The organism is Bifidobacterium moraviense (assembly GCF_012932365.1).
Lineage (GTDB): Bacteria > Actinomycetota > Actinomycetes > Actinomycetales > Bifidobacteriaceae > Bifidobacterium > Bifidobacterium moraviense.
The window spans coordinates 121717-135313 of record NZ_JAAIIH010000002.1 but is presented as its reverse complement, the minus strand read 5'-3'; the positions used below and the strand labels follow the sequence as shown (position 1 = coordinate 135313).

The following is a 13597-nucleotide window of genomic DNA, read 5'->3' as shown; positions in this document are numbered from 1 at the left end:
GGGACGTGGCGAACGGAACGACCGGGACGAATGAGCCGGCCGCGCCGAACGGAACGGGCGATGCCGGCGCCGGCGCTCCGCAGACGCCGCGCAGGTCCCGCAGGCCGCACCGGCGCGTGGTGCGCAAGGGCACGGAGTGGTTCGACGCCGACGGTGTGAAGACCGAGCCGTCCGACGAGCGCACGCGCGCGCAGCGCGACGCGGACGACGACCGCCGTATCCTGGGAGAGCTGCCGCCGCACTGGGGCGTCTTCAGCGAACGGGAGTAGACGGCACGCACCGCACGCGTCCGTCCGCGCGCGAGGCGAGCATACGACCGCGCCCCGGCGAACATGCACGTTCATGCACGTTCGCCGGGGCGCGGTCGTTTCAGGCCCGAACGGGCCGATGGAAAGATCGGGGCAGAGACCTCGGTCAGAGATCGAGGAAGTGGTCGAGGCCGATCGTGAGCCCCGCGTGGCCGCCGGCGGCGAGCTTGCGCACGGCCAGCAGCACGCCCGGCATGAAGCTGGTGCGGTCGAAGCTGTCGGCGCGGATCGTCAGCTGCTCGCCCGCGTTGCCGAACAGGATCTCCTCGTGCGCGTTGAGGCCGCGTAGGCGCACGGCGTGCACGTGGATGCCGTCCACCACCTGGCCGCGCGAGCCGCCGTCGGTCTCGGTGGCGTCCGGCACGGGGCCGAGACCGGCCGCCCTGCGCGCCGCCGCGATGCCCTGCGCGGTGTGGAACGCGGTGCCGGAGGGGGCATCCACCTTGGTGGGATGATGCAGCTCGATCACCTCGGCCGATTCGAAGTAGCGGGCGGCCACGGTGGCGAAGTGGTCGGCCAGCACGGCACTGATCGCGAAGTTCGGCGCGATGAACACGGCCTGATCGGCGCGCGGCGCGGCGGCGAGGGCCTCGCGCACCTTGGCGAGCTTCTCCTCGGTCCAGCCGGTGGTGCCCACCACCACGTCCACGCCCTGCGCCACCAGCGCCAGCACGTTGCCCAGCGCCACGGACGGCACGGTGAACTCCACCGCCACGTCGGTGTTGTCGGGCGTGATCGCCGCCAGATCGTCGCCGGCGTCCAGCGCCAGCGCCAGCTGCGTGTCCTCGGCCGCATTCACGGCATCCACCACGTGGGAGCCCATGCGTCCCTTCGCGCCAACCACGGAAACCCGTACCATATCCACTCCTTGATTCGCCGGTCGCGGCCGCCCGGTGGTCCCGCCGCGTCCGCTCACTTGTCCGCTCACATTATGCGTGCCGTCGGCTACAACTGGAAGGCGCGGCGGCGAACGGTGAGACGCGGCCGTGCACGGGCGGTGGGCGATCCGGTGCATAACGGAGACATGGGCCGCGGAAAGGCGGGGAACGGATGACGGACGGCGGGCGGAACGTGGACGCGACGGTGGATATGTCGGATATGTCGAATGCGCGCGCGGACGTGCGCACGGCGAAGGGCGAGCTGCGCAGGGGCGCTCTGGCCCGGCGTCGGCTGACGACGCCCGACGAGCGACGCGGGGCGGGCGAGGCGTTGGCCGCGGCGGCCAGACGCGCGGGACTGACGGGCGCATCGCCGGTCGTGGCGGCCTACGTGTCCATGGGCACGGAGATCGACATGACCCCGCTGCTGCGCGCGTTCCTCGACGCCGGGCGGCGCGTGCTCGTGCCGAGGCTCGGACGCGGTCTGGACGTGGGATGGAGCGTGCTGGAGACGCTGGACGACCTGACGTCCGCCGGTGAACGGCGTCCGGACGAGCCGATGCGCGCCGCGACGCTTGGTCCGGAGGCGCTGCGGGACGCCGGGCTGGTCCTGGTACCGGCGCTCGGCGTGGACGCGCGCGGCACCCGGCTGGGGCGCGGCGGCGGATGGTACGACCGGGCGCTGGCCTTCCGTGCGCCGTCCGCGCTCGTGGCGGCGGTCTGCTGGCCGTGGGAGACGCTCGGGGCGGGCGGCGGGACGCTGCCGTGCGAGGCGCACGATCTGCCGGTCGACGCCGTGCTGACGCCGGACGGGTTCCGGCGCGTGGGGCGCGCCCGTACCGCGTGACGGAGGAACGTGCGGAGGGGCGACGGCGTGTCGGCGGGGCGACTAGAATGTGACCGGTTGAACCCGTGCCGATGCGGTCGCCCGCCGTGCGTGCGCGCCGGCGAACGCGGCCTCGGCGTCGAAGACATCTCATCGTGTTGGAGGAAACGTTGCCTACCTATCATTACCGCTGCAAGAACTGCGACTACGACTTCACCGAGCACCAGTCGTTCGATGACGCGCCCATCACCGTCTGCCCCAAGTGCGGACAGGAGCAGGTGCGCAAGGTCTTCTCCGCCGTGCCGATCGAGTTCAAGGGGCACGGTTTCTACCGCACCGACGGCGCTTCGCACTCCTCCAAGTGAGTCCGTTCGCCGGTAGCGTACATCCAGCGTCCTGAGGCCCCGCACGGGGCCTCTTTTCGTTGCCGCGGCAGGGCTCGTCCACATTCGACCACAGGCGTGCACCGATTTGTTCCGCGCGCGGGCGGCGTGCAGGATCGGGGCATGAGGAACCACGCTTCGCGCCTGTCGTCGCTCGCCAGGCGCCGTCTCGACGTCGCGGCCAGACGCTGGATCGCCGCATGCTGCGCGGCGCTGGCGGTGCTGTGCGCGCTGGGCGTCGTGGACGCGCTGGTGCGGCGGCAGACCGTGGTCGTGGCCGCCGCGGACATCGCGCGCGGCGCCCGCCTGGACGGGGATTCGCTCGCGGTGGCCGAGGTACCGGTCTCCCCGGTGACGCAATCGGCGGCGGCGCGCGTCGAGGACGTGCGCGGCATGATCGCGCTGGCGCCGATCGCGCGCGGGCAGCCGCTGTATCCCGCGATGCTGTCCGCGGCCCCTGTGCCCGAGTCGGGCAGCACCACCATCGAGGTGCGGCTCGCCAGCGTGCCCGAGCGCCTGACGCCCGGGGACCGGGTCGATCTCGTCTCCTCGGTGGGGTGCGAGGCGGTGGACGCCGCACCGTCGGACGCCGCGCCGGCGGATGGCGGTGCGGACGTTGACGCGGACGCGACGGCCCGCTCCGCCTCCGGGGCCTGCGTGCTGGCCCGGGACGCGCTCACGATGACCGCGCCGGCCGCGGCCGCGGAGACCGGGGCGTCCGGCCTCGCGGGATCCGGGCTGCTGTCCGGCTCCGGCTCGGGCGTCTCGCCCTCGCTGAGCGTGACCTTCGCGCTGGGCGCCGAAGACGCGCTGCGCGTGCTGGCCGGGCAGGAGGCGGGGCCGCTGCTCGCCGTGCTGCGCGCGCCGTCGGGGAGCGACGAGCCATGATGCGGACCGGGGCCGCGGCGGACCCGCGCCGCGTCCCGCCCGCGAAGTACGGTGAACCTTATGAGTGACGGTGACATGCATCTTCTGGACCCGGCCCCGTTCGGCCGCATTCTGCCCGCTATGGTGACCCCGATGAAGTCCGACGGTTCGGTCGACTTCGAGGCCGCGCAGAACCTTGCCAAGGCCCTGGTGGCCGACGGCGCGGACGGCCTGGTGGTCAACGGCACCACCGGCGAATCGCCCACCACCCACATGGACGAGAAGGTGGATCTGGTGCGCGCGGTCAAGGAAGTCGTGGACGTGCCGGTGATCTCCGGCGCCGGATCCAACGACACCGCGCACACCGTGCGCATGGTCGAGCAGACGCAGGAGGCGGGCGCTGACGCGGTGCTCGTGGTCATGCCGTACTACTCGCGCCCCAGTCAGGACGGCATCGTCGGCCACTACAAGGCCGTCGACGAGGTGGCCGAGAAGCCGATCATCGTCTACGACGTGCCGGGCCGCACCGGCCTGAAGGTGGCCGTGGAGACGTACGACCGCCTCGCCGAGCTCGAGCACGTCAAGGCCGTCAAGGACGCCACCGGCGACCTCGCCGCGGCCGTGGAGAAGCAGCAGCGCACCGGACTGGCATGGTACTCCGGCGACGACGGCCTGTTCCTGCCGTTCCTGTCCATCGGCGCGGTGGGCATCATCTCCGTCATCGCGCACGTGGCGGCATCCCCGATGCGCCGGCTGGTCGAGGCATTCGACTCCGGCGACATCGCCACCGCCCGCAAGCTCGCCAACCAGCTCGCCCCGCTGGTGCACGCCCTCAACGGCGACGGCTATCAGGCCGTCATGGCCAAGGCCGCGTGCAGGATCAAGGGCACCATCCCCAGCACCGCGATGCGCCTGCCGAACGTCGGTCCCAACGCCACGCAGCTCGACAAGGCCGAGGAGGGCATGCGCGCCGCAGGTCTGCTGTGACATCGTCGCCCCACGCGTCAGGCGGGGGCAAAGGAAACAGAAACCCAAACAAAGAATGGTAAGAAGAAACAACACCAAGAACACCAAGCGAAGCAACACCCGATCCAGGAAGCCCGCCGCCCAGCAGGCCACCAGTCCGCAGCAGGACGCCGTGCTGGTGGCCCCGCCCAAGTACCGCAAGGGCTCGATGCGCATCGTGCCGCTCGGCGGTCTGGGCGAGATCGGCCGCAACATGAACGTGATCGAGTACAACGGTCACCTGCTGCTCATCGACTGCGGCGTGCTGTTCCCCGAGGAGGAGCAGCCGGGCGTCGATCTGATCCTGCCCGATTTCAGCTACATCAAGGACCGTCTCGACAAGGTCGAGGCGCTTGTGCTCACCCACGGCCACGAGGACCACATCGGCGGCGTGCCGTACCTGCTCAAGCTGCGCGAGGACATCCCGCTCATCGGTTCCAAGCTCACGCTCGCCTTCGTGGACGCCAAGTGCAAGGAGCACCGCCAGACCCCCACCAAGGTGGAGGTGCAGGGCCGCGACCGCCTCAAGGTGGGTCCGTTCGACCTCGAGTTCGTCACCGTCACCCACTCCATCCCGGACGCCCTCGCCGTGCGCGTGAAGACCCCGGCCGGCTCGATCATCGACACCGGCGACATCAAGCTCGACCAGCTGCCGCTGGACCACAAGATCACCGATCTGGTGGAGTTCGGCAAGCTCGGCGAGCAGGGCATCGACCTGCTCATGATGGACTCCACCAACGCCGAGGTGCCCGGCTTCGTCAAGCCGGAGACGTCCATCGGCCCGGCGCTCGACCACGCCTTCGCCGAAGCGACGCGCAAGATCATCGTCGCGAGCTTCTCCTCGCACGTGCACCGCGTGCAGCAGGTCGTGGACACCGCGCACAAGTACGGCCGCAAAGTCGTGTTCGTGGGCCGCTCCATGGTGCGCAACATGGGCATCGCCGCGGACCTCGGCTACCTGCACATCCCGGAGGGCACGGTCGTGGACCTCAAGCAGGCGCGCGACATCCAGGACGACAAGCTCGTCTACATGTGCACCGGCTCCCAGGGCGAGCCGATGGCCGCGCTCGGACGCATCGCCGACGGCATCCACCCGGACATCCAGATCAACGAGTTCGACACGGTGATCCTGGCCAGCTCCCTGATCCCCGGCAACGAGCACGAGGTGTACAAGGTCATCAACAAGCTCGTGCAGCTCGGCGCGCGCGTCGTCAACCGCGACAACGCCGCCGTGCACGTCTCCGGCCACTGCAACGAGGGCGAGCTGCTGTACATGTACAACATCGTCAAGCCCAAGTGTGCGATGCCGATCCACGGCGAGAACCGCCACCTCGTGGCCAACGGCCTGATCGCCGTGAAGACCGGCGTGGACCCGCAGAACGTGGTGCTCGCGCAGGACGGCGACGTGGTGGACCTCTACCACGGCCGCGCCGCCGTCGTCGGCTCCGTGCCGTGCGGCTACGTGTACGTGGACGGCGACTCGGTGGGCGAGCTGACGGACGAGGAACTGGAGAAGCGCCGCATCCTCGGCTCCGAGGGCTTCGTCTCCAGCTTCGTGGTGGTCGACACGGAGACCAGCGAAGTGGTGTCCGGCCCGAAGATCTTCCTCAACGCCGTGGCGGAGGACGCCAGCGAGTTCGAGCAGGTGCGCACGCAGATCGTCTCCGCGCTCGAGGACGCGATGGTCCACGGCACCAAGGACACGCACCGTCTGCAGCAGGTGATGCGCCGCACGCTCGGCAGCTGGGTGGCGCGCAAGCTGCGCCGCAAGCCGATGATCGTGCCGGTCGTGGCGGACATCGCCTCCGACGTGGACGCCAAGCCCGTCAACCAGTGAACGAACCGGCAATCGCCTACGCGCCCCAAGGGACCGTAGGCGATTGCCGTCTCTATGCCATGCGCGCCCCCGGAACCCCGGGCGGGCGCGAACCCGAACACGAACCATGAAAGGAACACCATGCCAGGATCGAACCTGACCCGCGTCGAGGCCGAGGAGCGCAAGGCCGTCGTCACCGGCAACATCCACTACGCCGTCGCGCTCGACCTCACCGCCGGTCCGAAGACCTTCGGCTCCACCGCCACCATCGTCTTCGACGCCGTCGCCGGCTCCGCCACCTTCCTCGACCTCATCGCCGACGAGGTGACCGCCGTGACGCTCAACGGCGAGACGCTCGACCCGTCCGCCGTCTACCGTGACAACCGCATCGAGCTCGCCGGACTCAGGGAGCGCAACGAGGTCGTCGTGACCGCCCTGTGCCGCTACTCCAACACCGGCGAAGGCCTGCACCGCAGCGTCGACCCGTCCGACGGCAACGTCTACCTCTACTCCCAGTTCGAGGTGCCGGACGCCCGCCGCGTGTACGCCGTGTTCGACCAGCCCGACCTCAAGGCCACGTTCGACTTCGCCGTGACCGCCGCCAAGAGCTGGATCGTCACCTCCAACATGCCGGTCGCCTCCAAGGAGGACCTGGACGCCGTCACCGCCGAAGGCACGCTGGGCGACCACGCGCCGGAGACCGCCGTGCGCTGGACGTTCGAGACCACGCCGACGATGAGCTCCTACCTGACCGCCATCTGCGCCGGCCCGTACGCCGAATGGCACACCGAATACGCCAACGAGGACGGCCGCACCGTGCCCATGGCCCAGTACTGCCGCCAGTCGCTCGCCGAGGCGTTCGCCAAGGACGTCGACTACCTGTTCGACATCACCAAGAAGGGCTTCGCGTTCTACGCCAAGACGTGGGGCGTGCCGTACCCGTACGCCAAGTACGACCAGATCTACGTGCCGGAATACAATGCGGGCGCCATGGAGAACATCGGCATGGTCACCATCCGCGACTCCTACGTGTTCGAATCCAAGGTGACCGACGCGCTCGCCGAGCGCCGCGTCGTCACCGTGCTGCACGAGCTCGCCCACATGTGGTTCGGCGACTACGTGACCATGAAGTGGTGGAACGACCTGTGGCTCAACGAGTCCTTCGCCGAGTTCACCTCCACGCTCGCCACCGCCGAAGCCACCGAATGGCACGACGCGTGGGCCACCTTCTGCTCCGGCGAGAAGAGCTGGGCCCTGAGGCAGGACCAGCTGCCCACCACGCACCCGATCGTGGCGCCCATCAACGACCTCAACGACACGTACGTCAACTTCGACGGCATCACCTACGCCAAGGGCGCGTCCGTGCTCAAGCAGCTCGTCGCCTACGTGGGCCGCGACAAGTTCTTCGAAGGCATCAACCACTACCTCACCAAGCACGCGTACTCCAACGCCACGCTCGCCGACCTGCTCGCCGAGCTGGAGGAGACGTCCGGCCGCGACCTCAAGGCCTGGAGCGCGAAGTGGCTGGAGGAATCCGGCATCAACACCATCGCCCCCGAGATCGACGTGGACGACGACGGCGTGATCACCTCGCTCAAGCTGCGCCAGAGCGCGCCGGCCGAGCACGCCGTGCTGCGCCCGCACCGTCTGGCACTCGGCTTCTACAACCCCGGCGAGGACGGCACGGTGACGCGCACCGACCGCATCGAGCTCGACGTGGACGGCGAGATCACCGACGTGCCCGAAGCCGTGGGCAAGCAGCGTCCGGCGCTGCTGCTCATCAACGACGACGACCTGACCTACACGAAGATCCGCTTCGACGAGGACAGCGAGGAGTTCGCCGCCCGCAACCTGCAGCGCGTGGACGACGCGCTCGCCCGCGCCGTGATCTGGCTGGGCTTCTGGGACATGACCCGCGACGGCGAATTCCCCGCCGAGCGCTTCGTGGCCATGACGCTCGCCCTGCTGGCCCACGAGACCGAGTCCACCACGTTCCGCTACGCGCTCGCCTGCATGAGCACCGCCGCCCACCACTACGTGGCGCCGTCGCGCCGCGACGTGACGCTCGCCACCGTGGCGACGAAGCTCTGGGAGCTGGCCGCCCAGGCCGAGCCCGGCTCCGACCAGCAGTTCCAGCTCGTGACCGCCTACCTGGGCTACGGCACCGAGGAGGACGAGACCTTCGCCCACCACGCCGAAGGTCTGCTCGACGACTTCGTGCGCTTCAAGGGCCTGGAGATCGACAACAACATGCGCTGGACCATCGTCTCGGCGCTGGCCAACACGAACAACATCGACGCCGACGGCATCGCCGACGAGCTCAAGCGCAAGGAGACCACCGAGAACCGCGAGTTCGCGCTCGGCGCCCGCGCCGCGCTCGCCAACGCCGACGCCAAGGCGTGGGCGTGGGATGCCGCGCTGCACGACGAGAGCCTGACCAACAGCCAGCTGGAGGCCGTGGCCCGCGGATTCGCCGCCACGCCGCGCCCCGATCTGGCCGAGCCGTACGCCGCCACCTACTTCGAGACCATCGACTGGGTGTGGGCGAACCGTACGTACCACATGGCCGAGGCGCTGCTCAACGGCCTGTACCCGATCTACGCGGACCCGGCCACGCTGACCAGGCTCGGCGACGAGTGGCTTGCCGCGCACGAGGACGCCGACCGCGCGCTGCGCCGCCTCGTCATCGAGAACGTCGCCAGCTCGCACCGCACCCTCAAGGTGCGCGCCTACAACCAGCAGTTCGCCTGATCGGCGGTCGTTCGGCTGGATTGAATGGCTGAACCGGCCGGCTGATCGCCGACGCGCATACGCGGCCTCCCTTCCCTGCGGAAGCGGAGGCCGCGCGCGTATCCGTGGCGTGCGGGCGTGCACCGCGCGTGTCCGCATCGTCGGATCCCCGCGAAATGCGGGGAAACGGGGACGACCGGCGTCGCGCGCGTGACTCGCCGCGGGCGGTTGGGTACGATGGTGCCGTCACGAAGAGTTGGATGTCCGCGCGCGGCGGGGCCTGCGGAGGATTCGAGGAGGATCCGCGCAAGGCCCGCAACAACGAGTCCGCGCGCGTCAAGGAAGGTGCGATCATGCCCAAGATGTTCGGAACCGATGGTGTTCGAGGACTGGCCAACAAGGACCTGACGGCCCGGCTGGCGCTCGATCTGGGAGACGCGGCGGTGCGCGTGCTGGGAGACTCCGGCACCAAGGACGACCAGCCCGAAGGCCGTCGCCGCGCGCTGGTGGGACGCGACACGCGCGTCTCCGGCGACTTCCTCGCGGCGGCGCTGTCCGCGGGCATGGCCGCCGGCGGCTTCGACGTGATCGACGCGGGCATCATCCCCACGCCGGGCGTCGCCTACCTCACCTCTGTGCTCAACGTGGAGATGGGCGCGGTGATCTCCGCATCCCACAACCCCATGCCGGACAACGGCATCAAGTTCTTCGCGCGCGGCGGCTTCAAGCTGCCCGACGCCAAGGAGGACGAGATCGAAGCCGTGCTCGGCCAGGACTGGGAGCGTCCCACCGGCGCCGGCGTGGGCCGCATCAGCCACGACACCAAGACCGCCACCGACCTGTACATCGACCATCTGGTCTCCACCATCGCGCCCATCGGCGCCGACAAGGTGCAGCCCAAGCCGCTCAAGGGCCTCAAGATCGTGGCCGACTGCGCCAACGGCGCCACCTCCGTGGTCGCTCCCGAGGCGCTGCGCCGCGCCGGCGCCGAAGTGATCGTCATCAACGCTTCCCCGGACGGCTACAACATCAACCGCCACGCCGGTTCCACGCACCCCGAGCAGCTGCAGGCCATGGTCAAGGCCTCCGACGCCGTCATGGGCGTGGCGTTCGACGGCGATGCCGACCGCTGCCTCGCCGTGGACGAGGACGGCAACATGGTCAACGGCGATCAGATCATGGGCATCCTCGCCCGCGCCAAGAAGCGCCAGGGCAAGCTCAACCACAACACGCTCGTCGTCACCGTGATGAGCAACCTGGGCCTCAAGCTCGCGCTCAGGGACATGGGCATCGCCACCGTGCAGACCGCCGTGGGCGACCGCTACGTGCTCGAGGAGATGCTCAAGGGCAACTACTCGCTGGGCGGCGAGCAGTCCGGACACGTCATCAATCGCGAGTTCGCCACCACCGGCGACGGCACCCTGACGGCCCTGACGCTGTGCAACGAGGTGGTGCAGTCCGGCAAGAGCCTCAAGGAGCTGGCCGCCGACTTCCCGCAGCTGCCGCAGCAGCTCGTCAACGTGCCGAACGTGGACAAGATGGCCGCCACCACCAACGCCAAGGTGCAGGCCGCCGTGGAGCGCGAGACGAAGCTGCTCGGCGACACCGGCCGCGTGCTGCTGCGCCCGTCCGGCACCGAGCCGCTGGTGCGCGTCATGGCCGAGGCCGCCACGCAGGAGCAGGCCGACGAGGTCTGCGACCGTCTGGCCAAGGTCGTGGCCGACGAGCTGGCGCTGTAGTCGCGCTCGTCCGTTCCGCTCCGTCCGTTCCGCATTCCGCATACCGCACCCCGCACCCCTGTACCCCAAGGAGGGCAACCCACCCATGTTCGGAAAGAACGCCAAGGTCGACATCGCGCTGACCAACGAGGTCGAGCAGCTGCTCAAGGAGGGCGGCAAGGAGAAGATCCTGCCGATCGTGCAGGCCGGCGAGCCGGTGCTGCGCCAGCAGTGCACGCGCTACGACGGCCAGCTCAGGAAGTCCACGCTCGCTAAGCTCATCGACGTCATGCACGTCACCATGCTCGAGGCGCCGGGCGTGGGCCTCGCCGGTCCGCAGATCGGCCTCGGCCTCGCCATCGCCGTCGTCGAGGACCACATGCGCGACGGCGACGCGGACGATCCGCGCGAAACCGCCGAATTCCCGTTCCATGCGATCATCAACCCGAAGTACGAGCCGATCGGCGAGGAGACGCGCAGCTTCTACGAAGGCTGCCTGAGCTTCGACGGCTACCAGGCCGTGCGCCGCCGCTGGCTCGACATCACCGCCGAATGGGACGACGAGCACGGCCAGCACCACAAGGAGCATCTGCACGGCTGGCCGGCGCGCATCTTCCAGCACGAGACCGACCACCTCTCCGGCGAGCTGTACATCGACAGGGCGGAGATCCGCTCGCTGACCACGTACGAGAACCTCGAGGACCTGTGGTGCGAGGACCCGGTGCCCACCGAGGCCGCCAAGGAGCTCGGCTTCGAGCTGTAGCCGGGGTGCCGGTCGTTCCGACCGGCACCCTCCCGCCATTCTGCGCGGTTTTCTCCTGTTGCCCTGAGTGGTTTTTCTTCTGTCATCCTGTGCGGCCTTCCCTGTTGTCCTGAGTGTTTCTCTTCTGTCATCCTGAGCGGGCGTTCGGCTTCAGCCGTCCTGTTCGGTTTTTTCTTGTCATCCTGAGCGGAGGGCGGAGCCCGGAGTCGAAGGATCTTTGACACAGTCGTGATGGTCAAGGATCCTTCGACTCCGCTGCGCTCCGCTCAGGATGACCGGGGGAAGACGGCGCTTTGCTCAGGATGACACGGGGTGGAAGGCAGCGCCTCGCTCAGGATGACCGGGAAAGGCGGTGTTTCGCAGGACGACGAGGGGGATGTTGTGCTCTGCCTAGGATGGTGAGGAGACTCGCTCTTGTTCGGCTTCCGCTGTTCTGTTCGGCCTTCCCTGTTGTCCTGAGTGGTTTTCCTTCTGTCATCCTGAGCGGAGGGCGGAGCCCGGAGTCGAAGGATCTTTGACACAGTTGTGATGGTCAAGGATCCTTCGACTTCGCTGCGCTCCGCTCAGGATGACCGGGGGAAGACGGCGCTTTGCTCAGGATGACCGGGGGAAGCGGCGCTTCGCTCAGAGGATGACCGGGGAAAGGCGGTGCTTCGCAGGACGACGAAGTGAGCGACTGCGCTCCGCCTGGGATGGTGAGGAGACTCGCTCCGGTTCGGCTTCCACCGTCCTGTTTGGTCTTCCCTGTTGTCCTGAGTGTTTCTCTTCTGTCATCCTGAGCGGAGGGCGGAGCCCGGAGTCGAAGGATCTTTGACACAGTTGTGATGGTCAAGGATCCTTCGACTCCGCTGCGCTTCGCTCAGGATGACCGGGGGAGGCTGCGCTTCGCTCAGAGGATGACCGGGGAAAGGCGGTGCTTCGCAGGACGACGAAGTGAGCGACTGCGCTCCGCCTGGGATGGTGAGGAGACTCGCTCCGGTCGGCTTCCGCCGTCCTGTTTGGTCTTCCCTGTTGTCCTGGGTGGTTTTTCTTCTGTCATCCTGAGCGGAGGGCGGAGCCCGGAGTCGAAGGATCTTTGACACAGTCGTGATGGTCAAGGATCCTTCGACTCCGCTGCGCTCCGCTCAGGATGACCGGGTGGAGGCGGCGCTCCGCTCAGGATGACCGGGGGAGGCTGCGCTTCGCTCAGGATGACACGGGGTGGAAGGCAGCGCCTCGCTCAGGATGACGGGATGAGAGGCGCATCCCCCGCCGTCCTGAGCGCCCGCGTGGAAGGATTGCCGTGGACCGGCGTCCATGCGCGGGCCGCGGCGGTGATAGGCTCGGAACCTGTGATCAATCTGCGCTCCCACACCACCCGACTCGGCGTGCTCGACATCGGGTCCAACACCGTCCACATGCTCATCGTCGACGCCGCCCCCGGCGCGCGCCCGGAACCGGAGGCCTCCACCAAGACCACGGTTCGCCTCATGCAGTACCTCAAGGACGACGGGTCGATCAAGAAGTCCGGCATCGAAGCCATTCTCGAGGCCGTGGACCAGTGCATGAAGCTCGCGGAGGAGTACGACATCACGCAGCTGCTCGCCATGGCCACGTCCGCCATCCGCGAGGCCCCCAACGGCAACAAGATCCTGCACAAGATCGAGGAACGCATCGGTCAGGGCGTCACCGTGCTGTCCGGCACCGACGAGGCGCGCCTCACCTTCCTCGCCGCCCGACGCTGGTACGGCTGGGACGCCGGCCGCCTGCTGGTGCTGGACATCGGCGGCGGCTCGCTGGAGGTCGCCATGGGCTCCGACGAGGAACCCACCGTGGCGCTGTCCGTGCCCGCCGGCGCCGGCCGCATCACCTCCAAGTACCTGCCCGAGGGCACCGCCACCGCCGAGGAGCTGGAGGTCGTGCGCGCCCACGTGCGCAAGATCCTCGAGCCGATGGTCAAGTCGTTCCCCAAGTCCAAGCTGCCCAACCATGCCGTGGGCACCTCCAAGACGTTCCGTTCCCTGGCCCGTCTCGCCGGTGCCGTGATGCGTTCGCCGGGGCGTGAGGATTCGTGGATCATGACGCGCGAGCAGCTCGAGGACTGGATCCCGCGTCTCGCCGCCATCGAGCCGGAGCAGCGCGTGGCCCTGCCCGGCATCACGCCCGAGCGCACCATGCAGATCGTGGGCGGCGGCATCGTGGCCGACGAGATCATGAAGGCCCTCAACGTGCACGAGGTGGAGATCTGCCCGTGGGCGCTGCGCGAGGGTGCGATCCTGCGCTGGCTGGATCAGTTCGGCCGCACGCGTCTGGGGTTCTGACGG

11 protein-coding genes are annotated in these 13597 nt (G+C 68.7%); 10 read left to right on the top strand and 1 reads right to left on the bottom strand.

What is annotated here, in order from left to right; genetic code table 11:
* Nucleotides 1-5 precede the first annotated feature (5 nt).
* Nucleotides 6-269 carry a hypothetical protein gene (locus G1C96_RS03855; protein ID WP_335341918.1) on the top strand — a complete coding sequence of 88 codons (264 nt, stop codon included), beginning with the start codon at nt 6-8 and terminating at the stop codon, nt 267-269.
* A gap of 145 nt (nt 270-414) precedes the next feature.
* Here G1C96_RS03855 and dapB read toward each other — a convergent pair whose 3' ends face one another.
* On the bottom strand, nt 415-1167 hold the full coding sequence (gene dapB, locus G1C96_RS03850) for a 4-hydroxy-tetrahydrodipicolinate reductase (RefSeq protein ID WP_169275336.1): 753 nt from the start codon (nt 1165-1167) through the stop codon (nt 415-417).
* Between the two features lie 230 nt (nt 1168-1397).
* Between dapB and G1C96_RS03845 the strand changes: the two genes are divergently transcribed.
* The 9 genes from G1C96_RS03845 (at nt 1398) to G1C96_RS03810 (ending at nt 13594) form a co-directional block, all read left to right on the top strand.
* Nucleotides 1398-2033 (top strand): 5-formyltetrahydrofolate cyclo-ligase, encoded by a 636-nt coding sequence (locus G1C96_RS03845; protein ID WP_417852165.1) that lies wholly within the window; start codon nt 1398-1400, stop codon nt 2031-2033.
* Between the two features lie 149 nt (nt 2034-2182).
* Nucleotides 2183-2377 (top strand): FmdB family zinc ribbon protein, encoded by a 195-nt coding sequence (locus tag G1C96_RS03840; RefSeq protein WP_169275334.1) that lies wholly within the window; start codon nt 2183-2185, stop codon nt 2375-2377.
* Nucleotides 2378-2518: 141 nt separating this feature from the next.
* Nucleotides 2519-3283, top strand: coding sequence for an SAF domain-containing protein (locus G1C96_RS03835; protein WP_169275333.1), 765 nt, complete (start codon nt 2519-2521; stop codon nt 3281-3283).
* A gap of 60 nt (nt 3284-3343) precedes the next feature.
* Nucleotides 3344-4249, top strand: a complete 906-nt coding sequence (gene dapA / locus G1C96_RS10085; RefSeq protein WP_205832030.1) for a 4-hydroxy-tetrahydrodipicolinate synthase — start codon at nt 3344-3346, stop codon at nt 4247-4249.
* A 55-nt stretch (nt 4250-4304) separates the two neighbouring features.
* A complete protein-coding gene (locus G1C96_RS03830) occupies nt 4305-6104 on the top strand; it encodes a ribonuclease J (protein WP_205832029.1) in 1800 nt (599 codons plus the stop codon).
* A 120-nt stretch (nt 6105-6224) separates the two neighbouring features.
* Nucleotides 6225-8834 carry an aminopeptidase N gene (gene pepN, locus G1C96_RS03825; RefSeq protein WP_169275332.1) on the top strand — a complete coding sequence of 870 codons (2610 nt, stop codon included), beginning with the start codon at nt 6225-6227 and terminating at the stop codon, nt 8832-8834.
* A gap of 332 nt (nt 8835-9166) precedes the next feature.
* A complete protein-coding gene (glmM, locus tag G1C96_RS03820; RefSeq protein ID WP_169275331.1) occupies nt 9167-10552 on the top strand; it encodes a phosphoglucosamine mutase in 1386 nt (461 codons plus the stop codon).
* A gap of 85 nt (nt 10553-10637) precedes the next feature.
* Nucleotides 10638-11294 carry a peptide deformylase gene (locus G1C96_RS03815; protein WP_169275330.1) on the top strand — a complete coding sequence of 219 codons (657 nt, stop codon included), beginning with the start codon at nt 10638-10640 and terminating at the stop codon, nt 11292-11294.
* Between the two features lie 1331 nt (nt 11295-12625).
* Nucleotides 12626-13594: a Ppx/GppA phosphatase family protein gene (locus G1C96_RS03810; RefSeq protein WP_169275329.1), complete on the top strand. Its 969-nt coding sequence runs from the start codon at nt 12626-12628 to the stop codon at nt 13592-13594.
* Nucleotides 13595-13597: the final 3 nt, after the last annotated feature.

Excerpts from the sequence above, each read along its gene's own strand:
- dapA (WP_205832030.1), top strand. The coding sequence starts at position 3,344 with ATGAGTGACGGTGACATGCATCTTCTGGACCCGGCCCCGTTCGGCCGC.
- G1C96_RS03835 (WP_169275333.1), top strand. The coding sequence starts at position 2,519 with ATGAGGAACCACGCTTCGCGCCTGTCGTCGCTCGCCAGGCGCCGTCTC.
- pepN (WP_169275332.1), top strand. The coding sequence starts at position 6,225 with ATGCCAGGATCGAACCTGACCCGCGTCGAGGCCGAGGAGCGCAAGGCC.
- G1C96_RS03815 (WP_169275330.1), top strand. The coding sequence starts at position 10,638 with ATGTTCGGAAAGAACGCCAAGGTCGACATCGCGCTGACCAACGAGGTC.
- dapB (WP_169275336.1), bottom strand. The coding sequence starts at position 1,167 with ATGGTACGGGTTTCCGTGGTTGGCGCGAAGGGACGCATGGGCTCCCAC.
- G1C96_RS03845 (WP_417852165.1), top strand. The coding sequence starts at position 1,398 with ATGTCGGATATGTCGAATGCGCGCGCGGACGTGCGCACGGCGAAGGGC.
- glmM (WP_169275331.1), top strand. The coding sequence starts at position 9,167 with ATGCCCAAGATGTTCGGAACCGATGGTGTTCGAGGACTGGCCAACAAG.
- G1C96_RS03830 (WP_205832029.1), top strand. The coding sequence starts at position 4,305 with ATGGTAAGAAGAAACAACACCAAGAACACCAAGCGAAGCAACACCCGA.